The organism is Halomonas sp. KAO (assembly GCF_015595025.1).
Classification (GTDB): Bacteria; Pseudomonadota; Gammaproteobacteria; order Pseudomonadales; family Halomonadaceae; genus Halomonas.
Genome location: NZ_JADNRL010000002.1, coordinates 12903 through 39265, shown reverse-complemented (window position 1 = coordinate 39265; position 26363 = coordinate 12903). Strand labels below are relative to the sequence as shown.

The window sequence follows — 26363 nt, the reverse complement described above, 5'->3', positions numbered from 1 at the left end:
GAAGCGACCAGTCGAGGAGACGACGAGATGAGCGATTTCATGTTGCCCGATATCGGTGAAGGTATCGTGGAGTGCGAGGTGGTGGAGTGGCGCGTGGCCGAAGGCGACGTGATCGAGGAGGACCAGCCGGTGGTCGAGGTGATGACCGACAAGGCGCTGGTCGAGATCACCGCCCCCGAGGCCGGACGCATCACCCGCCTGCATGTGCCCCAGGGGGAGATTGCCAAGGTGCATGCCCCGCTGTTCGCCTACGAGGCGGAGGGTGCCGATTCGACGGAGACGGCAGCGGCAGATGGCGAGCCAGCAGAAGCGACGTCGGCGGCATCGGCGTCCACTGGGGATAGCCAGGCGCCATCCACCGCGGGGCCCGGTCAGAAGCCCGCGTCCCGGGGCCGGGCGGCGAAGGACTTTATCCTGCCCGATATCGGCGAGGGGATCGTCGAGTGCGAGGTGGTGGAGTGGCGCATCCAGGAGGGTGAGACCATCGCCGAGGACCAGCCGGTGGTCGATGTGATGACCGACAAGGCGCTGGTCGAGATCACCGCGCCCGAGGCGGGGGTGATGAGCAAGCTGCATGTGGCCCAGGGCGAGATCGCCAGGGTCCATGCACCGCTCTACGCCTACACGCCGGAGGCGGGCGTCGGCGAGGATGAGGAGAGCGGTTCTCCGGCCGAGCGGCAGTCAGCCCCGGCGGCCACCGCCGAGCGGGCCCCGGAGCGCGAGGCGTCGTCCGGCGGCCCCGAGGGCGTGCAGGGCCAGGGCCCCTATGGGCGCATTCCCGCCGCGCCGGCGGTGCGTCGCCTGCTGCGCGAGCATGACCTCTCCTTGGAGGCGGTGCCCGGCAGCGGCAAGCAGGGACGAGTGCTCAAGGAGGATGTGCTCAACTATCTTGAGCAGGGCGGGCTTGAGCAGGGCGCGGCGAGCGCCTCCAGCGAGAAGGCATCCGCGGCCTCACAGGCGACGGCGCCCGCCTCGTCGGCTCCTTCGGCGTCCTCCCAGGGAGAGGTGCGGGTGGAGCCGTTGCGTGGCGTGCGTGCGGTGATGGCACGGCGCATGGTGGAGTCGGCCAGCACCATTCCGCACTTTCAGTATGGCGAGGAGATCGACGTCACCGCGCTGCTGGCCCTGCGTGAACGCCTCAAGCCACTGGCCCAGGCCGAGGGCGCGCGCCTGACCCTGATGCCCTTCTTCATGAAGGCGATGGCGTTGGCGGTGCGCGAGGCACCGATTCTCAACGCCCGGCTCAATGACGACGTCAGCGAGATCCACTACCTGCCGTCGGTCAACGTCGGCATGGCGGTGGATAGCCGAACGGGCCTGCTGGTGCCCAACGTCAAGGGCGTGGAGCGGCGCAGCCTGCTCGAGGTGGCGGCCGAGGTGCAGCGTCTGACTGAGGCGGCCAGGTCGGGCAAGGTGGCCCAGGAGGATCTGCGTGACGGCACCATCAGCATCTCCAATATCGGCGCCCTGGGCGGGACCTATGCCGCGCCCATCATCAATGCCCCGGAGTTGGCCATCGTCGCCATCGGCAAGACCCAGTGGCTGCCACGCTTCGATGCCGAGGATCGAGTGGTCAAGCGGGCGATCATGACGGTGACCTGGGCGGGGGACCATCGGGTCATCGATGGCGGCACCATCGCGCGCTTCTGCAACGCCTGGAAGGGCTATCTGGAAGACCCCGAGAGCATGCTGCTCCACCTGAGTTGAAGCCATGACCTGAAATCGGGGCTGATCTGGCGGCAAGCCTTCGAGGAGGCGCTGTGAACCCTTCCCTGGGCGCTACCGACGCCATCCCTGGCGTAGGACCTCCTCTTCGGCTTGCCCCCAGCGCCCCTCGCTTCCTCAGGAGTCAGCCCCCAAGGGACTGACTCCATAGCCGTGATTCATAGGTATCCCCCATGACCCAGGCGCCGCTGCAGCAGTTCTATATTCCCGAGGAGCAGTCGGTCTATCTGCTCAGTCAGGATGATGCCCGCAAGCTCAAGGCGTGGGTGGCGCTCTGCCAGGAGCAGCTCGAGCAGCTGGGCTACCGGGAGATCGAGCTGATCGGCAAGGGGGCCTATGGCTTCGTCTTCGCCGGCATCACCGCCCTGGGGGATCAGTACGTCTTCAAGTTCACCCGGATCACACTGCCCCAGCATCTGCAGGACCGCCTCGAGGAGGAGGCCTTCATGCTCGAGCAGGTGGCCCATCCACGGGTGCCGGGGCTGATCGCCTACCAGCGGGTGCGCAACCAGTCGATCCTGGTGATGCAGCGGGCGCCGGGGTGGAACCTCGAGGAGGTCTCCCTGCGCGAGGGGCGCCTCTCACCCAGGCTGGTCGTGCGCATCGCCGACCAGCTCGCCGATATCCTGCGCAACCTGCGCCAGGAGAAGGGGCCGGCGGGCAAACCGATCGTCCACGGCGATATCAAGCCTTCCAACCTGGTGTTCGATGCCCGGGACGAGACTATCGCCCTGATCGACTGGGGCTCCTCGGTGTTCGCCCAGCTCGATGCCAATCAGCAGTTCGTGGCCGCCAGCGTCATGGAGCTGATGTCGGACAACCTTCAGCAGACCAATGCCCGGCTGGGTGACGTCTACTTTATCGGCGACGAGCAGCTCAATGGCGCGCTCTCCTCGCCGCGCTTCGATGAGCAGGGGGCCGCGGGCACCCTCTATGCCCTGGCCTCGGCCCAGTCCTGCCGCTTCGGTCATCACGCCATCCCGGCCACCTCCCTGGGGCTGCCGGTGGAGTTCGCGCGCATGCTCGACGGCATGTTCGACCCCGACCCTCGCCTGCGCATGAGGGCCGGCGATCACTTCATCCGCGAGATGCCTCGCATGGCGCGCACGGTGATGATTGATCTGCCCGAGCCGGCGGAGCTGCCGCTGGTGCCGGTCTGGACCCGCCCCTCCGGCCGCGAGATCGACACCGTGGTCTACAGCTCGCGCAAGGCCTTCCTCCGCGAGGAGGGGGTCGCCGAGACTCTCAACGACGTCAATGATGTGCAGCTCGACCGCTACTACAAGAACTTCATGCAGGGCATGGGGGAGACCGAGAAGGCGTTTCTCGCCGCGGTGAGTCGTCTCGGCCGCTATCCGGTGGTGGGCGGGCTGGCGGTACGCTGGGAGCGCGAGGGGGTCTATATCGACACTACCCTGAACCTGCATGACCCGGCGCTCAAGCCCGCCTTTATCGCCGCGGTGAACAATATGGTCAACCTGGCCCGGGCCATCTATCGCCAGGGGATCTTCAAGAGCTGCCTGTTCAACGCCCGGGACACCCTGCACCTGGAGCGGGAGGCGGCGGACCGGCCCTTCGTGCTCGAACCCACCATGCAGCTGCACTACGAGGTCAGCGCGGTGCCGGAGCTGGAGGATCGCAGCCGGCTGCATAGCTACTTCGAGGATGGTCCCGACCCGGAGGAGTTCCTGGTCCTGCCCGAGACCATCATCGTCTCGCTGGAGGCGCTCAACGATATCCACCATACCGGCATGATCATCTTCGAGGCGCTGCCTCACCACCTCAAGATCCACAGCTACTACCGGCTGCTGGATCCCTCCCGCGAGGCGGAGTTTCGTCAGCGCCTGGAGGATATTCTGGCCGCGGTGGGGCTGATCGAAGGCCTCGGGATCTCCGGCTTCATGAAGATGCCCTACAAGGACACGCGATTCTTCCCGCATGTGGAGTCCCAGCCGGAGCGCTTCTATCCGCGCAATCCGCGCCATGTGGCCGAGCTGTCGCCTCTGCGGGAAAGCGGGTAGCATCAGGCCTCATTTCTGCACCTGTCACAGGGAGGTGATGCGGCCCATGCTGCAGCCGATGTTGTTCAAGTTGCTGGCCACCGCCGGCATCGTGATCCTGGTGGCCCTGGCGGTGGCACGGGTAGGGCCGCGTCTCGGCGGGATTCTCGCCGGCACCCCGGTGATCCTGGGGCCGGGCTACTTCTTCATCCTGCGTGAACAGGAACCGGCCTTCGTGCAGGAGGCGGTGCTCTCGACCCTGCATGCCCTGGTGGCGACCCTGCTGTTCACCGTCTGCTTCGTGATCACCGCCGAGCGGCTCTCGGCCCTCAGGAGCCTGGGGCTGTCCTGCCTGGTGTGGTTGCCGGCGGCGCTGCTGGCGCTGCACCTCCCCGGGGGCCTGGCGTGGGCGCTCGGCGCCTATCTGGCGGTGCTGGTGGTGGCCGAGGGGATCAATCGCTGGCTCAGGCTGAGACAGCCGGTGGTGGTGGCGAGCTCTGGCTGGCTCGACCTGCTGCTGCGCGGCCTGTTGGCCGGCGGGGTGGTGAGTCTGGCGACCACCCTGGGGGCCCGGGCGGGGCCCGAGTTTTCCGGGGTGATCATGGGATTCCCCGCCGGCATCCTGACCATTGCCTGGGCGCTGCATGAGCGCTACGGGGCCTCGGTCGCGCGCATGACGGTGAGCATGACCCAGCGGGGAATGCTCAGCCTGCTCGCCTTCTGCACCGTCAGCTATCTCGGGGTGGGTCAGCTACCCGGCATGCTGGTCTTCCTGCTCTCCCTGGCGGTCTCGATGCTCACCAGCGCGCTGCTCTTCATGTTCAGTCTGTGGCGGGCGCGCCGGCTCTACGCCCGCGAGGCGGCTTGAGCCACCCCTGGGCTACTCCAGAATCAATCGCAGTCGGCTCTGCCTTTGAGGTTGCTCAGGTACCGAACCAAGGGGCGCTGGGGATAAGCCGAAGAGGGGGTCCTACGCCAGGGGTGAGAAGCACTGCTTCGAACGGGCTGGCCATGGATGGCCAGCACCGGACCTGCAAGCGGAGCGGGACGCGAAAGCGCCGCAGGGCGTCGGTAGCGCCCATGGAGGGGTTCACAGCGCCCCCTCGTCGGCCCGGCGATCCGGGGCTTGTCGCCAGGTTAGTCCCGAGCTAGAGCCAGCGACCAAGCCATCTGTGATATCTCGGCGAGGTTTCTGTTAGCGATAGTCCTGGAGCACTACCAGGGCTACAGGGAAGCCGCCGCCCGGGCAGCCTGGTCATAGATCCCCGACATCGCCCGCAGCATGCTGGCCAGGCGACTCGTCTCCTCGGGCTCGATGCCAAGCGAGGAGAGCGACTCGATCAGGCAGTCCTCGCGAATCTCGGCATAGCGCTGGCAGGTGCCGCGCCCGAGCTCGGTGGTCCGGAAGAAGGTCTCCTTGCCGTGCTTCTCGCCCTGCACCAGCTCATGCTTGGCCAGCTTCTTGAGGGCATAGGTCACGGTGTGGCTATCCTCGACATTGAGCACCAGGCAGATGTCCGCCAGGCGCTTGGCTCGCTCGCGGTGGTTGACGCTATGCAGCACCAGTACATCCAGCGAGCCCAGCTCCGGATAGCCGGCGGCGGTCATGCAGCGCACCATCCAGCGGGTGAAGGCGTGGGAGGCCATGATCAGGCCGAACTCGAACTCCGACTGCTCCTGAGCCCGATGAGAGAGGTGCTCCGAGGAGACGATGGGGCCGCTGACGCGGCCCCTGTGGCGGGTGGCGGTAGAGTCTGTCATGGAATGCCTACTTGTTCATGGCGGTGGGCAGATAGGTGACGATCTCGGGGAAGAGCGAGATCAGTACCACCCCCAGCAGCATCAGGAAGAAGAAGGGCAGGGCGGCCCAGGCGATGGAGAGGATGTTGCGGCCGGTCATGCCCTGGAGCACGAACAGGTTGAAGCCCACGGGCGGTGTGATCTGGGACATCTCCACCACGATCACCAGGAAGATGCCGAACCAGATCAGATCGATGCCCGCCGCCTCCACCATGGGCAGCATGATGGAGGTGGTCAGTACCACCACCGAGATACCATCGAGGAAGCAGCCCAGCAGGATAAATAGCAGCGTCAGGGCCGCCAGCAGCATCCAGGGCGACAGCTCCAGGGTGCCGATCCAGGCGGCGAGATCCCGGGGCAGCCCGGTGAAGCCCATGGCCGCGGTCAGGAAGGAGGCGCCGGCCAGTATGAAGGCGATCATGGTCGAGGTGCGAACGGCACCCAGCAGGGCGTCGCTGAAGACGCGGCGAGTCATGGTGCCTTGAAAGCGCGCCAGCAGCAGCGAGAGGACCACGCCCACTGCCGCGGCCTCGGTGGGAGAGGCGAGGCCGGCGTAGATCGAGCCGATCACGCCGACGATCAGCCCCAGCAGCGGAATCAGCCGCCGTGCACGGCGCAGCTTCTCGACCAGCGGCAGGCGCTCCTCCCCGGGGGGCACCCGGTCCGGATAGCGCCACGCCCAGAGCATCAGATAGAGGGCGAACAGCGAGATCAGCATCAGGCCCGGCAGGATTCCCGCCATGAAAAGGCGTGAGATGGACTGGTCGGTGGCCACGCCGTAGACGATCAGGATGATCGAGGGGGGAATCAGCAGCCCCAGGGTGGCGGAACCGGCCAGGGTACCGATCACGACACTCTCGTCGTAGCCGCGCTTCGTCAGCTCCGGGATGGTCATCTTGCCCATGGTGGCACAGGTGGCCGCCGAGGAGCCGGAGACGGCCGCGAAGAGCCCCGATCCCACCACATTGGTATGCAGCAGGCGGCCGGGGATGCGCTGCATCCAGGGCGAGAGCCCGGTGAACATGTCATCGGCCAGGCGCGAGCGAAACAGGATCTCGCCCATCCAGATAAACATCGGCAGGGCGGTCAGCTCCCAGCTGTAGCTGGAGCCCCAGATATCCGAGGCCATCACATCGCCGGTGGGGATCGAGGTGAACTGGGAGAGCCCCAGCCAGCCGAGGGCCATCAGTGAAAAGGCGACCCAGACGCCGCTGCCGAGCAGCAGCAGCAGGGCCCCGAAGAGGACAAGCATCATCAATAGCATGGGAATCTCCGGACCTATTCCTGGCCGCTGTCATCGATGGTGAAGGTGTGGGGGCGGCGAATGGCGATGCTCAGGGTCTGGAGCAGCGTCTCGACCAACACCAGGCAGAACAGGATCACCCCCGTGATCATGGCGGACTGGGGAATCCACAGGGGGATGGGCACCAGCCCATAGGAGGTCTCGTTGAAGGCGATGCTGTCGGCGAGCAGCCAGTAGAGGTTCCAGGCCAGATAGAGGCATAGCGTCAAGGCCACCCCCAGACAGAACACCTCCACCCAGGCACGCAGCGCCGGCGCCAGGCGGCCGATCAGCAGGGTGACGCGAATATGGCCGCCATGCACGAAGGTGTAGGCCAGCCCCAGGAAGCTGGCGCCGACCAGCAGGAAGCCGGAAATATCGGAGAGAGCGGGGATCGCCAGGCCGATGCGCTCGCCACCGATGGCGGTGGCGAGTCGGTCGATCAGGCGGCCGACGATCTGGGCGCTGATCAACAGGCAGATCAGCGTCAGGCAGGCGGCCGCGAGATAGCCGCCGAGGTTGTAGAGGGGTCGCAGTCGATAGGTCATGGGCGCGGTTCCGCGAAGGGTCCAGGCGCGCCCCGGCTCTTGTGGCCGGGGCGGTCGATTCGGGATTACTCCCGGGCACTCCGGTAGGCATCGAGGATCATCTGACCCTGCTCACCGGCACGCTCGACCCACTCCTCGGTCATGGTGTCGCCGACCTCCTTGAGCGTTTCGGCCAGTGCCTCGCTGGGCTCGGTGACGGTGATGCCGTTCTCCTCGAGCACGGCGATGGCGTCATCGGTCTCCTGGCGACTCATCTCCCAGCCACGGGTCTCGGCCTCGGCGGCGGCCTCGAGCAGGGCCTGCTGGCTCGCCTCGGGAAGGCGCGAGAAGGCCTTCTCGCTGACGATGATCATGTTCTTCGGCAACCACAGCTGGGCGTGGTTGAAGTGGTTGAGGTAGTCCCAGGCCTTGGTGTCGGCGCCGGTGGCGGGCGAGGTGATCATCGCCTCGACGCGGCCGGTGCTGAAGGCGGTGGGGATATCCGGCACTTCCACCTGGGTGGGCACGGCACCGACCAGCTGGGCGATACGCTCACTGGCGGTATTGTAGGCGCGCATGCTGAGGTTCTTGAGATCGTCGCCGCTCTCGATGGCCTGGTTGGTGTAGATGCCCTGGGGCGGCCACGGCACGGTGAAGAGCAGGCGCAGGCCCTGCTTCTGCAGCTCCTCGGCGATGATCTCGCGAGAGGCCTCCCACAGCGTCCAGGCCTCCTCGTAGCTGGCGGCCAGATAGGGGACGGAGTCGACCTCGAAGATGGGATTCTCGTTGGCCAGGCGCGACATGATCACCTCGCCCATGGGCACGATGCCCCGACGCACAGAGTTCTTGATTTCGGCATGGCCGATCAGCGAGCCGTTGGAGTGGACGGTGATATCCAGCTCGCCATCGGTCGCCTCGCGCACGTCCTCGGTGAACTCACGAATATTGACGGTATGGAAGGTGCGATCACCGTAGGGCGTGGGCATGTCCCACTCGGTGGCGGCCTGGGAGGTGCCGGTCATCGCGGTCAGGCTGACCCCGAGAGCGGCGGCGGTCGCCAGGTAGGGAAGTCGGGAGTGGCTAACAGTCATCGAGAGTTCCTCGTGATGTGTTTTTTTGGAGTGTTTTTTCTGCCGCGTTTTTTTCCGGACAGGGAATCCATGTCAGCGGCTACGCTGTGAGTGTAGTCGCTGAAAGGGTGCGAGGTTAGGCGCGAGGAGTTGGCTACGTCAACGATACCTAGACTAATAGATGATGTTTTGACAACAAAACGTTGGTAAATTCTTATCAAATTTCAGATCGGGAGACTCGCATGACGTCACGCCTCTTGCTGCTCAATGCCGATATGGGGGAGAGCTTCGGCCCCTGGGTCATGGGAATGGACCAGGAGGTGATGCCCCATGTGGACCTTGCCAACGTGGCCTGCGGCTTTCACGCCTCGGATCCCGATGTGATTCGCCAGACCGTGCGCCTGGCGGCGCGGCATGGCGTGCGGGTCGGGGCGCACCCGGCCTATCCCGACCTGGTGGGCTTCGGTCGCCGTTCACTGGCCTGTTCGGCCCAGGAGATCGAGAACCTGGTGCTCTATCAGCTGGGGGCCCTGGCGGGGGTGTGTCGCGCCGAGGGCCTCGAGGTCAGCTATGTCAAACCCCACGGCGCCCTCTACAACGATATGGCCCGAGATCCGGAGATCATGAGCGCGGTGATGCGGGCGATCCTGGCCTTCGACTCTTCGCTGCCCCTGATGACCATGACGACCCGGGACACCTCGACGGCCGCCGACCTGGCCCGCCAGCACGGGGTCAACCTGTGGTTCGAGGCCTTCGCCGACCGCGCCTACGACGGCGCGGGGCGGCTGGTATCGCGCCGGGAGCCAGGTGCCGTCCATCACGACCCCGAGGTGATCGTCGACCAGGCCGTGCGCATCGCCAGCGGTGAGCCCCTGGTGGCCAGCGACGGCAGCGAATTGACCCTGGCCGCCGACACGCTCTGTGTGCATGGCGACAACCCCGAGTCCATCGCCGCGGTGAAGGCGATCCGCGAGGCGCTCAACCGCCTGGGGGCCGGGGCATGAGTCAGGCGCCGAATTCAGGGCTGCCCACGCCGCGGATCGAATCCGCCGGCCTCGATGGCTGGCTGGTGCGGCTCTTCTCGACCATCGACGAGGCCAACCTGGCCTGGCTGGGTGCCCTGGCGCGGCGCTGCGAGACCGCCTTCGGAGAGGCCCTCGTCGACCTGGTGCCCTCCTATACCACGCTGCTGGTGGTGTTCGACCCGCTTCGCCTCTCCCCCGAGGCGGCGCGTAGACGGCTGGCCGAGCTGCTCGCCGACCTGGGCGCCGGCCCTGCCCCCGAGCAGGAAGGAGCGGCCGGCGAGGAGCATGAGCTGCTCACCTGGTATGACCCCAGCGTGGGCCCGGACCTGGAGCGGGTGGCACGGCATGCCGACATGAGCCTGGAGGAGGTGATCGACTGCCATGCGGGCCAGGCGTATCGCGTCTTCGCGCTGGGCTTCGCCCCGGGTTTCGCCTTTATGGGCCTGCTCGACCGGCGCCTGGAAGTGCCGCGGCTGGATACCCCGCGCCAGCGGGTGCCGGTCAACAGCGTCGCGATCACCGGCCGCCAGACCGCCGCCTACCCCGCGGTGTCGCCGGGGGGCTGGAACCTGCTGGGCAGGACCACGGCGCGGCTGTTCGATCGTGATCGGGAGGGCTTCAGCCTGCTGCGGGTCGGCGATCGGGTGCGCTTCGTCCCGGTGGACCGGGCGACCTTCGAGCGCCATGGCGGTGATGCGACGCCCATGGAAACGCGGCCGGTGGAGGCGGGTGAATGAATCAATATACCGTTATCGGGCTTCGTGTCCAGCGTGCGGGGCCCCTGGCGCTACTGCAGGATGCCGGTCGGTTCGGCGTGCGGCGTCTGGGGGTGACCCAGGGCGGGCCGGCGGACCTCCACGGCTGGGCCTGGGCCAATCGCCTGGCGGGCAACGCCTGGGGCACACCGGCCCTGGAGGTCACCTTCGGGGGGCTGGCCCTGGTGGCCGAGCGCGATCTGACCATCGCGGTGGCCGGGGCCGACCTGGCCGCCACCCTGGACGGGGAGCCCCTGGCGCTCTGGCAATCGGTGCCGATCAAGGAGGGCCAGACCCTGGCCTTCGGCACGCCACGCAATGGTCTGCGGGCCTATCTGGCGGTGGCCGGCGGCTTTCGTGCCGAGCCAGTGTTGGGCAGCGTCAGCTGTGTGGTGCGCGAAGGGTTGGGCGGCTTCGACGGCCATGGCGCCAAGCTCACCGCGGGGGATCGCCTGGCGGTGACGCCGGGGGCAGGGGAGCGGGTCGGCAGAGAGGCTGCGTCAGTGCCGGAACAACCGGATTACACCGGGCCGGCGAGCCTGGCACTGCTGCCGGGTGCCCAGGTGGCGGACTTCACCGGCGCCAGCCTCTATGCCGCCTTCAACCGCCCCTGGCGGGTGGACGATCGCGCCGATCGCATGGGGGTGCGGCTGACCGGGCCCCGGCTGAGCTGCCGCATCGGCTCACTGATCTCGGAGGGGATCGGGCTCGGGGCCGTGCAGGTGCCGCCGGATGGCCAGCCCATCGCGTTGCTCAATGACCGCCAGACCATCGGCGGCTATCCCCGGCTGGGCGCCTTGACGCCGCTAGCGGCGTCTCGCCTGGCGCAGTGCCTGCCGGGGCAGGCGGTGCGTCTGGTCGCCACCACCGGCGAGCGAGCGCTGGGCGACTATCGTTACTTCCGGCGCTCGCTGGAGCGTTAGCGGGCCGCCCGACGGCGGCTAGGCCCCCAGGCCACTCTCGCGCAGCAACTGGTCGATGCTGGTGCCGGCTCTCGCCGCCTCCGCTCCCTCCACCATCAGCTCGGCCTCGAGGGCGGCGACACCGCCCTCGAGGCAGCGCTCGATGAGTTCGGCCTTGCTCAGGCCGGTGGTCTGGGCGAGAGCGTCGAGGCGTCGATCCAGTTCACGCGAAAACCGCAGCAGATGATGGGGCATGTCACGTTCTCCATGGTAAGAGGCTTGCCGCGTCATACGACAATGGCCATCCTGGCAGGCCTGTATGTCACTACCATGACAGATTTTCTGGAGAATGGTAGGGCATAGCGAGTGGAGGGACTAGGCTAGCCCCTGCTGACGCATCGCCTCGGTGATGATCGGCACGGGGGTCATCAGATGGTCGCGCATCATCCTGGTGGCGCGTTCGATGTCTCGCGCCAGGATGACCTCGACGAGTTCGGTATGCTCCTGATGCTTGCGCGCCAGGGCCTCCTCGGAGAGCACCGTCTCGCGGAGCCAGAGGTGGCGATAGCGCTCCACCTGGTCGAACAGGCTGTCGCGAATCTGCAGCAGATGCGGGGAGCGACAGCCGCTGACGATCGCGCTATGAAAGGCCTGGTGGCGGGTATCCCAGACCTCGAGCAGCTCCTCCGAGGAGTTGACCTTCACCACCTTGGAGAGGGTATGGGCGCGGGCCAGGATGTCGGCTTCCCAGCTGTCATCGCCGCGCTCGATGGAGAGCCTGAGCAGCAGCCCCTCGATCTGGGCCCTGGCATCATAGATATCGTTGAGCTCGGCCAGCGACATCGGCGCCACCCGGAAGCCGCGCTGGCTGATGGCCACCACCAGGCGTTCCGCCACCAGCTGGGAGAGTGCCTCGCGTAGCGGACCGACACCCAGGTCGTAGCGCTCCTTCAGACGGCTCATCAGCAGCTTTTCACCGGGCTTGTAGACATTGCGGATGATGTCGTTCTTCAGGCGGTGGTAGGCGCTGACGCCGAGGTTTTCACGTGTTTTGCTATCCATGTTGTCGTCATTTTTCCGATGTGCTGACATGATAACCGAATATCGCCACGCTCGATAATGGCCGCTGGCCTACTCCATCGCCTCGCCATGGGCCGTTTCGCTCGGGCTGGGCCTGAACGCCTGCCAGGCGGCGAAGGTGCTTAGAAAGACCCGGCCGGTCAGGTCATCGAGGAAGTCGCTGCGCTTCAGGCGGTCCATGACCGGCCCCTTTACCTCGGCCAGATGCAGCGTGACCCCCGCCTCATTGAGTCGTTCGTTGATGGCCTCCAGGCTCTCCAGTGCCGAGGCGTCGATCAGGTTGACCGCCGAGCAGATCAGCACCACATGCTCAAGACCCGGATAACGAGCCACGATCTGCATGACCGTATCCTCGAGATACCGAGCATTGGCGAAGTAGAGGCTTTCGTCGATGCGCAGAAACGCCACATGGCCGAGGGTCTCGACCTCATGGCGCTGGGTGCTGCGGAAGTGCTCGGTCCCCCGAATGCGCCCGACCACCGCGCTATGGGGGCGACTGGTGCGATAGAGGAACAGGCCGATGGAGAGCAGCACGCCGCTGATGATGCCCGCCTCGACGCCCTCCGTCAGGGTCAGCAGGATGGTGGCGGCCATGGCGGAGAAGTCGCTGCGCGAATAGCGCCAGGTCTGCCGGATCAGCGGAATATCGACCAGGGTGAGAATGGCCACGGTGATGGTGGCGGCGAGGGTGGTAATGGGCAGGTGATGCAGCAGCGGGGTGAACAGCAGCGTGACCAGGCCGATGCCCAGCGCCGCGAAGAGGCCCGCAAGGGGGGTCCTGGCCCCCGCCTCGTCGTTGATCACGGTGCGCGAGAGGCCCCCGGTGACCGGCATGCCGGCGGTGAAGGCGGCGGCCAGGTTGGCGCCTCCCAGCCCCACCAGCTCCTGATTGGGCGAGATGCGTTGACGACGCTTGGCGGCGAGCATCTGGGCCATGGAGATGGATTCGACGAAACCCACCACGCTGATCAGCAGGGCCGGCATCAGCAGGGCGCGCCACAGGCCGAGATCCAGCTCCGGAAGGGTCAGCGCTGGCAGCCCGCCGGGAATGGCGCCGACAACGGCGACGCCGCGTTCCTCGAGGCCCAGTTGCCAGCTCAGCAAGGTAGTGGCGAGAACGGCCAGCACCGGCCCGCTGCGTGCCAGCAGGCCGGCGGTGGGGGCGGCGAGTCCCAGCTTGATCAGCAGCGGTCGGCTATAGCGGCGGCTGGCGACCAGGAAGAGCAGGGTGCCCAGGCCGATGGCAAGTGTCGGCCAGTGCAGCCGGTGAAGATGATCGGCGAGGCTCGCCAGCAGCGTCAGGGCGGTGTAGCCACTGGCCGAGATACCGGCCAAGTGGGCCGCCTGGCTGATGGCGATCAGCACCGCCGAGGAGGCGAGGAAGCCGGCGATCACCGGGTGACTCAGAAAGTTGGCGAAGAACCCCAGGCGCAGCAGGCCCATCGCGACAAGCATCGCCCCGGAGAGCAGCGACAGCACCAGGGCCGCCTGGAGATAGGCGGCGCTGCCCGGTGTGGCGACATTGGAGAGTGCCGCACCGGTCATCAGCGCGATGATTGCCACCGGCCCCACCGCCAGGGTACGGCTGGTACCCAGCAGGGCGTAGAGCACCGCCGGCAGCAGGCTGGCGTAGAGGCCCACCACCGCGGGTAGCCCGGCGAGCAGCGCATAGGCCAGCGACTGGGGGATCACCATGGCGGTGACGATCACGCCGGCCAGCAGGTCGGCACCCAGCAGGCGTCGGTTATAGTGGGGCAGCCAGCTCAGGACGGGTAGATAGCGCTTGAGCATGTTCTCCTTGGCCGGGCAATTGGAATAAGCCCCTATCCTAAACGATATTAGTGGTCACGATCAGAGTTGGATAGCATCGGATAAACACGTTTTACCTTAATTGCCACACCCATCACCACACCCAAGGACATGATATGCAACGCGAGACCATTGCCCTTCACCACGCCTACGCCCCCGACGACCAGCACGCGGTGGCGGTGCCGATCCACCAGACCACCTCGTTCGCCTTCGACAGCGCCCAGCATGCCGCCGACCTCTTCGATCTCAAGGTCGAGGGCAATATCTACTCGCGGATCATGAACCCCACCTGCGGCGTGCTCGAGCAGCGCGTGGCGGCCCTGGAGGGTGGTATCGCCGGCCTGGCGATGGCGTCCGGCATGGCCGCGGTCACCGCTGCCATCCAGACCATTGCCGAGGCGGGCGACAATATCGTCTCCATCAGCGAGCTCTACGGCGGTACCTACAACCTCTTCGCCCATACCCTGCCGCGTCAAGGCATCGAGGTGCGTTTCGCCGACAAGGATGACCTGGCCGGCCTCGAGGGGCTGATCGATGCGCGCACCAAGGCGGTGTTCTGCGAAAGCGTCGGCAACCCCTCCGGTGGCGTGGTGGATATGGAGGCCCTGGCCGAGGTGGCGCACCGCCACGGCGTGCCGGTAATCGTCGACAACACCGTGGCGACCCCCTTCCTGTGGCGCCCCATCGAGCACGGCGCCGATATCGTGATCCACTCGGCCACCAAGTATATCGGCGGACACGGCACCACCGTAGGTGGGGTGATCGTGGACTCCGGCAAGTTCCCCTGGGCCGACAACGCCGAGCGCTTCCCACTGCTCAACGAGCCGGATGCCTCCTACCATGGGATCTGCTATACCCGCGACCTGGGCGAGGCGGCCTTTATCGGCCGTGCCCGCGTGGTGCCTCTGCGTAACATGGGGGCGGCGCTCTCCGCCCAGGCCGCCTGGCAGCTGCTGCAAGGCCTCGAGACCCTGAGCCTGCGTATCGAGCGCATCTGTGCCAACGCTCAGCGCGTCGCCGAGTATCTGCAGGGCCACGATGCCGTGACCTGGGTGCAGTATGCCGGTCTCGAGAACCACAAGGATCACGCCCTGGCCAGGAAGTACATGGATGGCCATGCCTCCGGCATCCTCAGCTTCGGCATCAAGGGCGGCCGCGAAGCCGGGGCGCGCTTCTATGATGCGCTGAACCTGGTGCTGCGTCTGGTCAATATCGGCGACGCCAAGACCTGTTCCTCGATCCCGGCGGCGACCACCCATCGCCAGCTCAATGACGAGGAACTCGCCAAGGCGGGGGTAACCGCGGACATGGTGCGCCTCTCCATCGGCATCGAGCATATCGACGACATCATCGCCGACCTCGACCAGGCCCTGACGGCCAGCCAGGCCTAGCCTGGACAGTTAGCCCTGTCTCCCGGGGCTGATCTGGCGACAAGCCCCGGGACGCCGGACCGACGAGGAGGCGCTGTGAATACTTCCCTGTACGCTACCGACGCCTTCCCTGGCGTAGGACCTCCTCTTCGGCTTATCCCCAGCGCCCCTGGAGGGAGCTATTGCCTCGCCGGCTGCGGGGCCTCCCGCGGCCGGCCTTGCCATGCCGACCAGGTGTAGAGGGCGAGTCCCATCCAGATCATCACGAAGGTGGCCAGCTGCACGCCGCTCAGCGGCTCGCCGAACACCAGCAGGGCGATCAGGAACTGGATGGTGGGGTTGATATACATCAGAAAGCCCAGGGTAGCCAGGCGCAGCCGCCTGGCGGCCCCGGCGAAGGCGAGCAGCGGCAGGGCGGTGATCACCCCGCTGGCGATCAGCAGCAGGGTGACCCGGCTACCCTCCAGGAAGTGGGAGAGTTCGGCCTGGGTCAGCCAGCCCAGGGCGATCAGCCCCAGGGGCAGCAGCAGCAGGGTCTCCACGAACAGCCCCGAGAGGCCATCCAGGGGCACCTGCTTGCGAAGCAGCCCATAGGTGCCGAAGGAGAAGGCAAGGGCCAGGCTGATCCAGGGCAGTTCACCCAGCATGATCAGCTGGGTCAGGATCGCGACTGTGGCTATAGCCACGGCCACCGCCTGCGGCCGGTGCATGGTCTCGCGCAGTACCAGCATGCCCAGCGCTACGTTGACCAGCGGCGTCATGAAGTAGCCGAGGCTGGCTTGCAGCACCTGGCGGGTCTCCACCGCGTAGATATAGAGTCCCCAGTTGAGTCCGATCAGCAGGGCACAGCCCAGCACTCGCCCCAGCCGCCGTGGTTGGCCGAGCGCCTTGCGGATCGGAGCCCAGCGCCCGAGCAGCGTTACCAGGCCAACCAGAAACAGGCAGGACCACAGCACCCGGTGGATCAGGATCTCGTAGGCGGGTACTCCCTCGAACAGGGCGAAGAACAGCGGGAAGCAGCCCCACATGCTGTAGGCGGCCAGGCCGAACATGACGCCCCGGCGGGCCTCGCGATTGGCGGATGTGGAGGGTGTGTCGAGCATGTGGGGTCTCAGAGGGTAGCGGTGGGTTAAACTTAGCAGGCTAGTGAGCGCTGTACCATGGGCCCACCTGAAGGCGTGCCGAATGAGGGTGGCGTGTCGAACCTAGGATGGAGTATCTGGCGCGACTAAGGGCCAAACTGACGGCAAAAAGCCGGGCCCCCGTAATGGAGCCCGGCCAACTATCGATCAGCGCTAGTTGCGAAGTGACGCGCGAGCGTTAGAAGCGGTAGGTCAGGCCAGCGCCGACGGTGACCGGGTCTACCTTGACCTTGCCGATGCTCTGGCCGTGGTTGTCGACTTCGGCATCCACGTCGGCCCAGCGCGCGTAGCCGGTGGCGCTCAGGTTACTGGTCAGCGTCAGGTCAACACCCACCTGGCCCACCACGCCGTAATCGTCATCGATATCGATATCGTACGGAGCGACTTCGTCAATGCTGGAGTAACGGGTGTAGTTGACACCCAGGCCGACGAACGGTTGTACGCGAGCCTCCTCGATGCCGCCCAGCGGGTAGTAGTTGACCAGCAGGTTGACCGGCATGCGCTCCATGGTGCCCAGGTCATTGCCCGCCAGGCCGAAGAAGTCGTGCTCGACGCTCTCGCCCACGCCCAGCTCGACACCCATCTTGTCGTGGAACAGGTAGCCGCCCGAGAGATAAAAGGCATTCTCGTCGGAGATGTTGTCGGTGGTGACTTCGGCCTTCTCGAAGCTGCCGCGCACATAAACATCGCCCGCCTGGTAAGCCATGACCGCCTGGCTGGCGAAAACGGTAGAAGCGGCGACTGCGAGCGTCATTGTGGTCTTGCGCATGTTACCTCCTGGATAGGTGACCCTATGGCAGAAAAAATAAGGGAGGGTTTATAAATCCCTTTATCATGACACACGCATTATAAGAAACAGTGTTCATGTTTGCCAGTATCTTGGCTCTCTTTACCAAAACCAACGGGAAGCGGGGGTGGCGAATAGGGCAAATAAGGCAAATAAGCCGAATGGGGTAGTGGTCGGGAGTGGCGGTATTACGTAGAATGTGCGGCGTTTAAAAAACCCTTATTGATGAACCGGTGGTGCAGGATGCGCCGCCGAAGGGACAGAGATGCTGACATGCAGGGCAAGGGAAATGCCCGGAACCTCAATCCCAGGGCGGTAGCGTGCCTGACGCACCCCCTCCTGCCTTTAACCGAAGCACCCAGCTGTCACGCACCGAAAGCCCCCATGGGCACCTAGTCGATGCCAGGCCGCTGGCGGCTGGCCACCAGATCACAAGGATTCACCATGTCACTACCAGCACCCTCCCACACCGGCGGCATCGCACGATGGCTGGTCGCCGTGAGCCTGCTGGCCGCCTTGAGCGGTTGCGCTCTGCCTGCTGGCCAGCAGAGCAGTGGTCCGATCATGGCTGGCGCTAACCCGGGCAAGTCCCTTGATGCCAACTTGAGCGGCTTTCTCGAACAGGCTCCCCCCGGTGCAGTGACCGAGCTGCCACAGAGCCCCTGGGGCCCCAATGCGATGGTCCATGTGGAGGCACCTTACTTCGCCGCCAGTGGACGCGTATGCCGGAAGATGCGGATCGAGACCCCGCGTGGCCGGATCACCCCCCGGGTTGCCTGTGAGAGCGTCGGCGCCTGGGAGGCCAAGCGCCTGGTCACCGAGGTACGTACCGGAGGAGCCCGCTAATGCCAATGATGACGAACACTCGGGCCTTACTGGCCGGCCTGGCCTTGCTGGGCACACCGCTGATGGCTGGTGCGCAGGCCAATCTGCTGTCGAGTGGCTCCAGCGTCGAGGGAGGGCAGGGCCAGAGCGAACAGCATCAGGGCGAACAGCGCCAGCAGATCGATGATACCCCTCGCGCCGACTGGAGCAGTGTTCACTATGGTGGCGGGCCACGGGGCAACGCCCAACAGCCACCCAAGGCCGAGATGGAGTCGCTGCCTCCCTTCGGTGCCAACCTGTTCGAGGGCGGCTTCCGCGGTACCATGGCCGACGGACTGAACCCCGACTATCGCATCAAGCCCGGCGATCAGGTCACCCTGCGCGTCTGGGGGGCGGTGGAGCTTGACCAACAGATTGTCGTCGACGCCCAGGGCAACATATTTATTCCCACCATTGGCCCGCTGAGCGTGCAAGGGCTGAGCGGCGGACAGCTGGATGCCCGCGTGCGTGGCGCCATTCGCTCGGTATATCCCGATGATGTTCAGGTCTATACCAATCTGCAGGGCGTGCAGCCGGTCGGGGTTTTCGTGACCGGCTATGTGGAAAATCCCGGTCGTTATGCCGGCACGCCCAGCGATTCGATGCTGTTCTTCCTCGATCAGGCCGGCGGCATCGACAACGAGCTGGGTAGCTATCGCGATATTCGGGTAATGCGCGGTAGCCAGACTGTGGCCCGTGTTGACCTCTACGACTTCCTGCTCAATGGCCGGATACCTCGCCCGCAGTTCCGCGACGGCGACACCATCGTGGTCGAGGAGCGCGGTCCCTCGATTGCGGTAGTGGGTGATGTCAAGCGAGAGTACCGCTATGAGCTGACCGGCCAGCAACTCAACGGGGCCGAGATCGCTCGTCTGGCCCGTCAGCAGAGCGGTGTCTCCCATGTGCTATTGCGCGGTAATCGCAGCGACGGCCCGATGGCCGAGTACATGACTCTGGACGAGTTCCATACCCGCCCGGTCCATAGCGGCGATGAAGTACTGTTTAGCGCCGATCAGCGTGATGAGACCATCGTGGTGGAGGTGGAAGGCAGCTTCTATGGGCCGTCGCGCTATGCACTCCCCCGGGATGCACGGCTCGGCGAACTGCTCGATGCCGTGGCCGTGCCCAAGGAGATGAGCAGCCTGCAGGACATCTCGATCAAGAGGAAAGGTGTTGCCGAGCAACAGAAAGAGGCGCTGCAGAAGAGCTTGAGTCGTCTTGAGACGACCTACCTGGGCTTTCCCGCCCGTACCGCCGCGGAGGGCGAGATTCAGGTTCGCCAGGCCGAGCTGATCGAGCGTTTCGTGGACAAGGCCGCTGAGGTAGAACCTACCGGCCGGCTGGTGGTTGCTCGTGCCGGGAGTGGCATCGTCGATGTGCGACTGCAGGATGGCGATGTGATCACCATCCCGGAAACCAACGACGCCATCCTGCTGAGTGGTGAAGTGGTGATGCCACAGGCCGTAGTGTTTACCCCTGGCATGTCGGCTAACGACTACATTGAGCAGGCTGGCGGTTTCACCGACCGCGCCGATAAGGGTGAAGTGCTGGTCGCCCACCGCAATGGCGCCGTAGTGGATGCCGGTGACGCCCGTCTCCGCCCGGGAGATGAAATTCTGGTATTGCCTCGCGCTCCGACCAGCAATATCGAGCTCGGCAAATCGATCACCCAGATCCTCTATCAGATCGCTGTGGCCACCAAGGTAGCACTCGACCTGTAAGCGGGCTCCGCCCGCCACATTCGTAGGAGCCGGATTTATCCGGCGATGGCTCTCTCTAATATGCCACAACCCCCCAACACTACCCGCCGCACCCCCTGGCAGGTCACGCGCAGCGTCTGGTATGCCATGTTTATGCGCGAAGCGGTCTCGCGCACCATGGCCGACCGTATGGGCTGGTTCTGGATGATCTTCGAACCGCTGGCCTTCACGCTGATCATGATCGGCGTGCGGGTCTATTTGCGTGGCGTGGATCGCTTTATCGTCAATGCCGACTTTATCCCCTGGATGATCATCGGCCTGATGGGCTTCTTCCTGGTACGCGAGGGCATGATGCGCGGTCTGGGCGCGGTAAACGCCAACAGTGCGCTGTTCGCCTATCGCCAGGTGCAACCCTTCGACCCGGTGCTGGTTCGGCACTTCCTCGAGGGCATGCTGCGCACCTTTATCTTTCTGATCTTCGTGGCCGGCGGCTTGATGCTCGGTGTCGACATGAACCCCGACAATGCCTTGCTGGCCATGTTTTGGTGGGTCTCGATGTGGTGCCTGGGTCTGGGCCTTGGGTTGATCACCTCGGTGGCCGGTACCCTGGTGCCCGAAGTTGGCACCGTGGTACGCATGGCCAACATGCCGCTGCTGATCCTGTCTGGTGTGATCTTTCCGCTTAACCAATTACCTCATTGGCTGCTCGAGTATCTGATGTACAACCCCATCGTGCATGGCCTCGAACTGCTGCGTCTCGGCTTCTTCGAAGGCTACCAAGTGGTGCACGGTACCAGTACCAGCTACTTCTGGATGTTTACCCTGATTACCCTCACGCTTGGGCTGCTGATGCATGTCCGATTCAAGGAGAAGCTCAAGGCGAAGTAAGCGGACTTCGTCCGCTGCTGTAAGCCATACGCTTTACGCCGTAGGAGCCGGATTTGTCCGTGGTCCGACATATCGGCGATACGGTACCCCGGAGCCTCTACATCGTAGGAGCCCGATTTATCGAGCGATTGGCGCCTGCGGTGCCACCATTCACCACTCACGATTCCGACATCAGCCATGATCCAAATCTCCGGCCTCTACAAGCGCTATCACCGCCAGCGGAAGGTCTACGACTGGGTGCTGGAGGATATCAACCTCACCATCCCTACCGGCGTCAGCGTTGGCCTGTTGGGTCGCAATGGCGCGGGCAAGTCGACACTGCTCAAGCTGATTGCTGGCATGGATACCCCTGACCGCGGCGAGATCCATCGCCATAGTCGGGTCTCCTGGCCCATTGGCCTGTCAGGTGGTTTTCAGGGCAGCATGAGTGGACGCCAGAACGTCAAGTTCGTGGCTCGTGTCCATGGTGGTCGCTATAACGTCGACGATATCATTGACAAGGTGGAGGCCTTCGCCGAGATCGGTGACGCCTTCGATGAGCCCATCAAGACCTACTCCAGCGGCATGCGCGCCCGCCTCAACTTCGGCCTTTCGCTGGCCTTCGACTTCGACGTCTACCTCTCCGACGAGGCCACCTCGGTGGGCGACCGCGCCTTCAAGGCCAAGGCCACCAAGGCGTTCAAGGATAAGGTCGGACAGGCCAGCATCGTGATGGTCAGCCACAGTGAAGGCATCCTCAAGGATCTTTGCCAGGCCGGTGTCTATCTCAAGGATGGGCACGCCACCTGGTATGACGATATCAACGATGCCATCGCCGCCTACCACGAAGAGACCGATGCCGCCCGCAAGGCCAATGGCATCGCTCCCGAAAAGCCTGCCGCTACATCCAAGCCTAAGCCGACGGCAGCTAAGCCTACGGCACAGGGCAATCAGGCCGAGGTCGAGATCCCCGAAGGCCTGACCCTGCCTCAGGCACGCAAGCAGCTGCGTGAGATAAAGGCCGAATTCGATGTCGCCAAGGCCGCCTTCGAACAGGCCAAGGCTGATGAGTTACCGCCCCATGAACGCAAGCCATACGGCGACGAATTCCGTTCAGCACGTGCACGGCTGCATAAGGCCCGGCGCAGGGTGATGCAACTTCAGCCGCCAAAGAATGATGGCAAACCCAACTCGTAGGAGCGCGATAAATCGCGCTCCTACGCCTTAACGGCTTACAGCGTATTCCATGAAACACTTCATCAAAACCCAGCCTCACTGGGCCGCGGCCCTGCTCGCCATCCTGCTGGTCAGCTTCTACTGGTTTATCTGGGCTGAGGACCGCTACCTCTCTCGCGCCACCGTGGTATTGGAGAGTCCGCAGATCGCTCAGCCCGATATCAGCTTCTCCTCCATACTGACCGGCGGCTCGGGCGACAAGGGTCTGCTGTTGCTGCGCGAGTACCTGCTCTCGGTGGATATGCTCAAGCAGGTGCAGGGTGAAATGGACTTTCGTCAGCACTATAGCGAGAACGGTGATCTCTTCGCTCGCCTAGGCGACGCCGAAGCACCCATCGAGGATCTCCACAAGTACTATCTGCGACGCGTGACGGTGGAGATGGACGAGTATGCCGGCGTGCTAAATGTTGAGGTGCAGGCCTATACGCCAGAGTTTGCCCATCGGATGGTTCAGCTGCTGCTGGAAGCCGGCGAGGCGCATATGAACGAGATGGGCCAGCGCCTCGCCTTCGAGCAGGTTGAATTTCTGGAAGAGCAGCTGCAACGCCTGGAGGATCGTCTCGACGAGGCTCGCGCCGAACTGCTTGCCTTTCAGAACCGGGAAGGGTTGGTGTCACCCACCAGCACCGTCGAGAGCATCAACCAGGTCGTCGCCACCCTAGAGGGGGAGTTGGCACGTATCCAGGCCCAGCGCAAGGCGCTCTCCAGTTACCAGAGTGCGCAATCCTCCGATATGCGACGCGTGCAGGCCGAGATCGACGCCCTGCGCGAGCAGATCGAGCTACAGCGAGACCGCCTGGCCCAGGCCACCGGCGAGTCGCTCAATCGCATCTCCTCCCAGTATGAAACCCTCGAGCTCAAGGCCCAGTTCGCCCAGGAGACCTACTCCAGCGCCCTGGCCGCCCTGGAGAACACCCGGCTGGAAGCCGCCCGCAAGCTTAAACAAGTCAGCGTGCTGCAAAGCCCGCTATTCCCGGAATACCCCACCAAGCCAGACCGGCTCTATAACGCCACTGTCTTCGCGATCATTGTCCTTTTCCTGTCATTGATCGCGAGCATGATGATCCTGATCATCCGCGACCACCGTGACTGAAACAAGCCGCTGTAGGAGCCCGGTTTATTGGGCGATTGGCGCCGATAGCTACCCGCGATGCAGGCATCATCGCCGAAATGGTGTACCACCGATACATCGCCCTCCAACGCCTGGTACAACCGGGGCTGGATCACCCGAATATCGTAGGAGCCGGATTTATCTGGCAATGGTCTGTGTCGCCACATATCAATCGTGCGGTAAATCGCGCTCCTACTCCTCACTCACCTTTCAGCATATACAGCCATGACCAACCTAGAGCTTCTCGAATCCTCAGAGTTGTTTGATGCCGACTGGTACCTCGAACGCTATCCCGATGTGAGTGTGCTGAACCTGCCCCCGGCGCGGCACTTCCTGAAATACGGCTGGCGGATGAACCGCAGCCCTGGCCCGGCATTTTCCACGCCGGCTTACCTCAGTCAGTACCCGGATGTTCGCAGGGCCGGTATCAATCCGCTTCTGCATTATCTCCGTCATGGCCAGCAGGAGGGGCGCAAGGCCCAGCCGGTCAATGAAGTTGGCTGTGTCGCCATGGCGACATCAGACTTGTTGCCCGCGGATACACCTCCAGTACCTACGCCTGAGGCGATGCCCGACGACCCCGCTGAGCGCACGGAGCGCCAGCTTGCCCACACCCAGCAGCTACTCGAGCACTACTACAACCGTAGTCGCGAGCTGGAGTTTCGCCTGCAGGACCTGTGATAGGCACGAACCACTGTTGTTTCAGATCACCCAGGGAAGATTATGAAAGTCCTTACCGTGTTTGGTACTCGCCCCGAAGCCATCAAGATGGCCCCTCTCGCCCTTCAGCTGGCCGATGACGAACGCTTCGATGCGCGCGTCTGTGTGACCGCCCAGCACCGCGAGATGCTGGATCAGGTACTTGGCCTGTTCGAGCTGACCCCAGAGTATGATCTCGACCTGATGAAGCCCGGCCAGGACCTCAACGATGTCACCACCGGAATCCTGCAGGGCATGAAGAGCATACTGAGCGAGTTTCAACCGGATATCGTGCTGGTCCACGGTGATACAGCAACGACCTTTGCCGCTACCCTGGCTGCCTATTATCAGCAGATTCCAGTGGGACATGTTGAAGCGGGATTGCGCACCGGCAACCTCTATTCACCGTGGCCGGAGGAGGGGAATCGGAAGCTTACCGGGACACTCGCCGCGATACACTTTGCTCCGACCGACACCTCCCGCAGTAACCTCCTGGAGGAGGGGGTGGCGCCGCAGACCGTTCACGTGACCGGCAATACCGTGGTGGATGCCCTGCTCGAGGTGACCGCTAAGCTGGAGCGCGACGAGGCGCTGGCCGCCGAGCTGGGCGCTCGCTTCCCGATGCTCGACGACAGCAAGCGGCTGGTGCTGGTCACTGGGCACCGTCGCGAAAGCTTCGGCGAGGGCTTCGAGCGCATCTGTCAGGCGCTAGCCATCACTGCCAAGGCGCATCCGGATACCCAGATTCTCTACCCGATGCATCTGAATCCCAATGTTCGTGAGCCGGTCAACCGTCTGTTGGCCGATATCGACAATATTCACCTGATTGAGCCCCAGGACTATCTGCCTTTCGTCTATCTGATGAACCGTGCGCATATCATCCTGACCGACTCCGGCGGCATTCAGGAAGAGGCGCCGAGCCTGGGTAAGCCGGTTCTGGTGATGCGTGATACCACCGAGCGCCCCGAGGCCGTGGAAGCCGGTACCGTCAAGCTGGTCGGCACCAATGTAAGCACCATCACCGGCGAGCTGACCCGCCTGCTCACCGACCAGGCCGCCTACGATGCCATGAGCTACGCTCACAACCCTTACGGTGACGGCAAGGCTTGCCAGCGCATTCGCGACGCCCTGGCTTCACGCTGACTCGCCCCGCACATATCGTAGGAGCCCGATTTATCGGGCGATTGGCGCCGACAGGCGCCTGCGGTGCCACCCTCATCGCCGAATAAATTCGGCTCCTACGGATCAGGTGGCCACCCATGTCGTAGGAGCCCGATTTATCGGGCGATTGTCACCTAACACCACCGGAATCCTGATGACCTTTAACACTATCTCCATGATCGGGCTAGGCTATATCGGCCTGCCCACCGCTGCCGTTTTCGCCTCGCGCCGCAAGAATGTGATCGGCGTTGATATCAACCAGAAGGCTGTTGATACCATCAATCGCGGCGAAATCCATATCGTCGAGCCCGAGCTGGATATGGTGGTGCATGCCGCCGTGAGCGAGGGCTATCTGCGTGCCACTACCACGCCGAAGCCCGCCGACGCCTTTATGGTGGCGGTACCCACTCCCTTCCACACCGATGATAACGGCCAGAATCACAGGGCCGACCTGAGTTACATCCAGGCCGCGGCTCGCAATATTGCCCCGGTGCTGCAGCCTGGCAACCTGGTGGTGCTGGAGTCCACCAGCCCGGTAGGTGCCACCGAGCAGATGGCCGGCTGGCTGGCGGAAGCGCGCCCGGACTTGACCTTTCCCCAGACCCATGGGGAAGCCTCGGATATCCGTATCGCCCACTGCCCCGAGCGGGTTTTGCCCGGTCATGTGGTACGTGAGCTAGTGGAAAATGACCGCGTGATCGGTGGCATGACCCCCAAGTGCGCCGAAGTCGCCTGTTCGCTTTACCGCATTGTGGTGGAAGGGGAGTGCATACCCACAACGGCCCGTACGGCCGAGATGGCCAAGCTTACCGAGAACAGCTTTCGCGATGTGAATATCGCCTTCGCCAACGAGCTCTCTACCATCGCCCACGAACTGGATATCAATGTGTGGGAGTTGATCGCCCTGGCCAATCGTCACCCGCGCGTCAATATCCTGACACCCGGTGCCGGGGTAGGCGGCCACTGCATCGCCGTGGACCCATGGTTTATCGTCGGTGCCTGCCCGGAGCAGGCCAGGCTTATCCGCACCGCCCGCGAAGTGAACGATAACAAGCCCCAGTGGGTGCTTGGCCGCGTCAACACGGCACTAGAGGGTTACCACCGTGAATACCCTCAGGCGCGCCGCAGCGACCTGACTGTGGCCTGCCTCGGCATCGCCTTCAAGCCGGATATCGATGACCTGCGCGAAAGCCCCGCCCTGGGTATCGCTCAACAGATCGCCGGCCTCGGCTGCCGCGTGCAGGTGGTGGAGCCCAATGTCGATGCTCTGCCCAAGACTCTAAGCGGCCACAACGTCGAGTTGGCCAGCCTGGAGGAAGCCCTGGCCCAGGCCGATGTGGTCTGCGTGCTTGTCAAGCACAAGTCCTTCATCAAGCAGGCCGACGCCGTGCGCGCCAAGCAAAGCGTCATCGACGCCGTCGGCCTCCTCGGATAACGCCCCCAATCGTAGG

Annotated in this window: 24 protein-coding genes; 15 read left to right on the top strand and 9 right to left on the bottom strand. The window is 64.3% G+C overall.

Going from position 1 to position 26363, the window contains the following annotated elements:
• The first annotated feature begins 27 nt into the window (after positions 1-27).
• From IOC61_RS00420 to IOC61_RS00410, 3 genes are all read left to right on the top strand, one after another.
• On the top strand, positions 28-1707 hold the full coding sequence (locus tag IOC61_RS00420; protein ID WP_195686935.1) for a dihydrolipoyllysine-residue acetyltransferase: 1680 nt from the start codon (positions 28-30) through the stop codon (positions 1705-1707).
• A 191-nt stretch (positions 1708-1898) separates the two neighbouring features.
• The gene (locus IOC61_RS00415; RefSeq protein WP_195686934.1) at positions 1899-3746 is read left to right on the top strand and encodes a protein kinase domain-containing protein; all 1848 of its coding nucleotides are present in this window, start codon (positions 1899-1901) and stop codon (positions 3744-3746) included.
• Positions 3747-3792: 46 nt separating this feature from the next.
• Positions 3793-4593: a hypothetical protein gene (locus IOC61_RS00410; protein ID WP_195686933.1), complete on the top strand. Its 801-nt coding sequence runs from the start codon at positions 3793-3795 to the stop codon at positions 4591-4593.
• A gap of 356 nt (positions 4594-4949) precedes the next feature.
• Here the strand turns inward: IOC61_RS00410 and IOC61_RS00405 are convergent, their stop codons facing one another.
• The 4 genes from IOC61_RS00405 to IOC61_RS00390 all read right to left on the bottom strand — a co-directional run bounded on the left by IOC61_RS00405 (position 4950) and on the right by IOC61_RS00390 (position 8425).
• A complete protein-coding gene (locus IOC61_RS00405) occupies positions 4950-5486 on the bottom strand; it encodes a winged helix DNA-binding protein (protein ID WP_195686932.1) in 537 nt (178 codons plus the stop codon).
• Between the two features lie 7 nt (positions 5487-5493).
• Positions 5494-6789, bottom strand: a complete 1296-nt coding sequence (locus IOC61_RS00400) for a TRAP transporter large permease (protein ID WP_229332830.1) — start codon at positions 6787-6789, stop codon at positions 5494-5496.
• A 14-nt stretch (positions 6790-6803) separates the two neighbouring features.
• The gene (locus tag IOC61_RS00395; protein WP_195686931.1) at positions 6804-7355 is read right to left on the bottom strand and encodes a TRAP transporter small permease; all 552 of its coding nucleotides are present in this window, start codon (positions 7353-7355) and stop codon (positions 6804-6806) included.
• A gap of 65 nt (positions 7356-7420) precedes the next feature.
• Positions 7421-8425 carry a TRAP transporter substrate-binding protein gene (locus tag IOC61_RS00390; protein WP_195686930.1) on the bottom strand — a complete coding sequence of 335 codons (1005 nt, stop codon included), beginning with the start codon at positions 8423-8425 and terminating at the stop codon, positions 7421-7423.
• Between the two features lie 221 nt (positions 8426-8646).
• On the opposite strand from IOC61_RS00390, the gene IOC61_RS00385 reads away from it, so the two are divergent.
• From IOC61_RS00385 to IOC61_RS00375, 3 genes are read left to right on the top strand one after another with little or no spacing between them, the layout of a single operon-like run.
• Positions 8647-9408, top strand: coding sequence for a 5-oxoprolinase subunit PxpA (locus IOC61_RS00385; RefSeq protein WP_195686929.1), 762 nt, complete (start codon positions 8647-8649; stop codon positions 9406-9408).
• Positions 9405-10166 carry a 5-oxoprolinase subunit B family protein gene (locus tag IOC61_RS00380; protein WP_195686928.1) on the top strand — a complete coding sequence of 254 codons (762 nt, stop codon included), beginning with the start codon at positions 9405-9407 and terminating at the stop codon, positions 10164-10166. The genes IOC61_RS00385 and IOC61_RS00380 overlap by 4 nt, the downstream gene beginning before the upstream one ends.
• A complete protein-coding gene (locus IOC61_RS00375; protein ID WP_195686927.1) occupies positions 10163-11107 on the top strand; it encodes a biotin-dependent carboxyltransferase family protein in 945 nt (314 codons plus the stop codon). Before IOC61_RS00380 ends, IOC61_RS00375 begins: the two co-directional genes overlap by 4 nt.
• A gap of 18 nt (positions 11108-11125) precedes the next feature.
• On the opposite strand, the gene IOC61_RS00370 is transcribed toward IOC61_RS00375, so the two are convergent.
• The 3 genes from IOC61_RS00370 to IOC61_RS00360 form a co-directional block, all read right to left on the bottom strand.
• Positions 11126-11341 carry a ribbon-helix-helix protein, CopG family gene (locus IOC61_RS00370; protein WP_195686926.1) on the bottom strand — a complete coding sequence of 72 codons (216 nt, stop codon included), beginning with the start codon at positions 11339-11341 and terminating at the stop codon, positions 11126-11128.
• 120 nt (positions 11342-11461) lie between these two features.
• Positions 11462-12148 (bottom strand): DNA-binding transcriptional regulator CsiR, encoded by a 687-nt coding sequence (csiR, locus tag IOC61_RS00365; RefSeq protein WP_195686925.1) that lies wholly within the window; start codon positions 12146-12148, stop codon positions 11462-11464.
• A gap of 69 nt (positions 12149-12217) precedes the next feature.
• On the bottom strand, positions 12218-13957 hold the full coding sequence (locus tag IOC61_RS00360) for a SulP family inorganic anion transporter (protein ID WP_195686924.1): 1740 nt from the start codon (positions 13955-13957) through the stop codon (positions 12218-12220).
• Between the two features lie 134 nt (positions 13958-14091).
• Between IOC61_RS00360 and IOC61_RS00355 the strand changes: the two genes are divergently transcribed.
• A complete protein-coding gene (locus IOC61_RS00355) occupies positions 14092-15366 on the top strand; it encodes an O-acetylhomoserine aminocarboxypropyltransferase/cysteine synthase family protein (protein ID WP_195686923.1) in 1275 nt (424 codons plus the stop codon).
• 158 nt (positions 15367-15524) lie between these two features.
• On the opposite strand, the gene rarD is transcribed toward IOC61_RS00355, so the two are convergent.
• Positions 15525-16448, bottom strand: coding sequence for an EamA family transporter RarD (gene rarD / locus IOC61_RS00350; RefSeq protein WP_195686922.1), 924 nt, complete (start codon positions 16446-16448; stop codon positions 15525-15527).
• Positions 16449-16665: 217 nt separating this feature from the next.
• On the bottom strand, positions 16666-17256 hold the full coding sequence (locus IOC61_RS00345; RefSeq protein ID WP_195686921.1) for an OmpW/AlkL family protein: 591 nt from the start codon (positions 17254-17256) through the stop codon (positions 16666-16668).
• Between the two features lie 462 nt (positions 17257-17718).
• On the opposite strand from IOC61_RS00345, the gene IOC61_RS00340 reads away from it, so the two are divergent.
• The 8 genes from IOC61_RS00340 to wecC all read left to right on the top strand — a co-directional run bounded on the left by IOC61_RS00340 (position 17719) and on the right by wecC (position 26347).
• Positions 17719-18120 (top strand): DVU3141 family protein, encoded by a 402-nt coding sequence (locus IOC61_RS00340; protein ID WP_195686920.1) that lies wholly within the window; start codon positions 17719-17721, stop codon positions 18118-18120.
• Positions 18120-19859 carry a polysaccharide biosynthesis/export family protein gene (locus tag IOC61_RS00335; RefSeq protein ID WP_195686919.1) on the top strand — a complete coding sequence of 580 codons (1740 nt, stop codon included), beginning with the start codon at positions 18120-18122 and terminating at the stop codon, positions 19857-19859. The genes IOC61_RS00340 and IOC61_RS00335 overlap by 1 nt, the downstream gene beginning before the upstream one ends.
• Before the next feature lie 60 nt (positions 19860-19919).
• A complete protein-coding gene (locus IOC61_RS00330) occupies positions 19920-20726 on the top strand; it encodes an ABC transporter permease (RefSeq protein ID WP_195686918.1) in 807 nt (268 codons plus the stop codon).
• Between the two features lie 177 nt (positions 20727-20903).
• Positions 20904-21902 carry an ATP-binding cassette domain-containing protein gene (locus tag IOC61_RS00325; RefSeq protein ID WP_195686917.1) on the top strand — a complete coding sequence of 333 codons (999 nt, stop codon included), beginning with the start codon at positions 20904-20906 and terminating at the stop codon, positions 21900-21902.
• Positions 21903-21951: 49 nt separating this feature from the next.
• Positions 21952-23034, top strand: coding sequence for a chain-length determining protein (locus IOC61_RS00320; RefSeq protein WP_195686916.1), 1083 nt, complete (start codon positions 21952-21954; stop codon positions 23032-23034).
• 243 nt (positions 23035-23277) lie between these two features.
• Positions 23278-23733 carry a hypothetical protein gene (locus IOC61_RS00315; RefSeq protein WP_195686915.1) on the top strand — a complete coding sequence of 152 codons (456 nt, stop codon included), beginning with the start codon at positions 23278-23280 and terminating at the stop codon, positions 23731-23733.
• Positions 23734-23775: 42 nt separating this feature from the next.
• The gene (gene wecB, locus IOC61_RS00310; protein ID WP_229332829.1) at positions 23776-24894 is read left to right on the top strand and encodes a non-hydrolyzing UDP-N-acetylglucosamine 2-epimerase; all 1119 of its coding nucleotides are present in this window, start codon (positions 23776-23778) and stop codon (positions 24892-24894) included.
• A 172-nt stretch (positions 24895-25066) separates the two neighbouring features.
• On the top strand, positions 25067-26347 hold the full coding sequence (gene wecC / locus IOC61_RS00305) for a UDP-N-acetyl-D-mannosamine dehydrogenase (protein ID WP_195686914.1): 1281 nt from the start codon (positions 25067-25069) through the stop codon (positions 26345-26347).
• Positions 26348-26363 lie beyond the last annotated feature (16 nt).

Excerpts from the sequence above, each read along its gene's own strand:
- IOC61_RS00320 (WP_195686916.1), top strand. The coding sequence starts at position 21,952 with ATGAAACACTTCATCAAAACCCAGCCTCACTGGGCCGCGGCCCTGCTC.
- IOC61_RS00405 (WP_195686932.1), bottom strand. The coding sequence starts at position 5,486 with ATGACAGACTCTACCGCCACCCGCCACAGGGGCCGCGTCAGCGGCCCC.
- IOC61_RS00355 (WP_195686923.1), top strand. The coding sequence starts at position 14,092 with ATGCAACGCGAGACCATTGCCCTTCACCACGCCTACGCCCCCGACGAC.
- IOC61_RS00410 (WP_195686933.1), top strand. The coding sequence starts at position 3,793 with ATGCTGCAGCCGATGTTGTTCAAGTTGCTGGCCACCGCCGGCATCGTG.
- IOC61_RS00340 (WP_195686920.1), top strand. The coding sequence starts at position 17,719 with ATGTCACTACCAGCACCCTCCCACACCGGCGGCATCGCACGATGGCTG.
- IOC61_RS00335 (WP_195686919.1), top strand. The coding sequence starts at position 18,120 with ATGCCAATGATGACGAACACTCGGGCCTTACTGGCCGGCCTGGCCTTG.
- IOC61_RS00370 (WP_195686926.1), bottom strand. The coding sequence starts at position 11,341 with ATGCCCCATCATCTGCTGCGGTTTTCGCGTGAACTGGATCGACGCCTC.
- IOC61_RS00395 (WP_195686931.1), bottom strand. The coding sequence starts at position 7,355 with ATGACCTATCGACTGCGACCCCTCTACAACCTCGGCGGCTATCTCGCG.
- rarD (WP_195686922.1), bottom strand. The coding sequence starts at position 16,448 with ATGCTCGACACACCCTCCACATCCGCCAATCGCGAGGCCCGCCGGGGC.
- IOC61_RS00330 (WP_195686918.1), top strand. The coding sequence starts at position 19,920 with ATGCCACAACCCCCCAACACTACCCGCCGCACCCCCTGGCAGGTCACG.
- IOC61_RS00420 (WP_195686935.1), top strand. The coding sequence starts at position 28 with ATGAGCGATTTCATGTTGCCCGATATCGGTGAAGGTATCGTGGAGTGC.
- IOC61_RS00360 (WP_195686924.1), bottom strand. The coding sequence starts at position 13,957 with ATGCTCAAGCGCTATCTACCCGTCCTGAGCTGGCTGCCCCACTATAAC.
- IOC61_RS00385 (WP_195686929.1), top strand. The coding sequence starts at position 8,647 with ATGACGTCACGCCTCTTGCTGCTCAATGCCGATATGGGGGAGAGCTTC.
- IOC61_RS00345 (WP_195686921.1), bottom strand. The coding sequence starts at position 17,256 with ATGCGCAAGACCACAATGACGCTCGCAGTCGCCGCTTCTACCGTTTTC.
- csiR (WP_195686925.1), bottom strand. The coding sequence starts at position 12,148 with ATGGATAGCAAAACACGTGAAAACCTCGGCGTCAGCGCCTACCACCGC.
- IOC61_RS00380 (WP_195686928.1), top strand. The coding sequence starts at position 9,405 with ATGAGTCAGGCGCCGAATTCAGGGCTGCCCACGCCGCGGATCGAATCC.
- IOC61_RS00400 (WP_229332830.1), bottom strand. The coding sequence starts at position 6,789 with ATGCTATTGATGATGCTTGTCCTCTTCGGGGCCCTGCTGCTGCTGCTC.
- IOC61_RS00390 (WP_195686930.1), bottom strand. The coding sequence starts at position 8,425 with ATGACTGTTAGCCACTCCCGACTTCCCTACCTGGCGACCGCCGCCGCT.
- IOC61_RS00375 (WP_195686927.1), top strand. The coding sequence starts at position 10,163 with ATGAATCAATATACCGTTATCGGGCTTCGTGTCCAGCGTGCGGGGCCC.
- wecB (WP_229332829.1), top strand. The coding sequence starts at position 23,776 with ATGAAAGTCCTTACCGTGTTTGGTACTCGCCCCGAAGCCATCAAGATG.
- IOC61_RS00325 (WP_195686917.1), top strand. The coding sequence starts at position 20,904 with ATGATCCAAATCTCCGGCCTCTACAAGCGCTATCACCGCCAGCGGAAG.
- wecC (WP_195686914.1), top strand. The coding sequence starts at position 25,067 with ATGACCTTTAACACTATCTCCATGATCGGGCTAGGCTATATCGGCCTG.
- IOC61_RS00415 (WP_195686934.1), top strand. The coding sequence starts at position 1,899 with ATGACCCAGGCGCCGCTGCAGCAGTTCTATATTCCCGAGGAGCAGTCG.
- IOC61_RS00315 (WP_195686915.1), top strand. The coding sequence starts at position 23,278 with ATGACCAACCTAGAGCTTCTCGAATCCTCAGAGTTGTTTGATGCCGAC.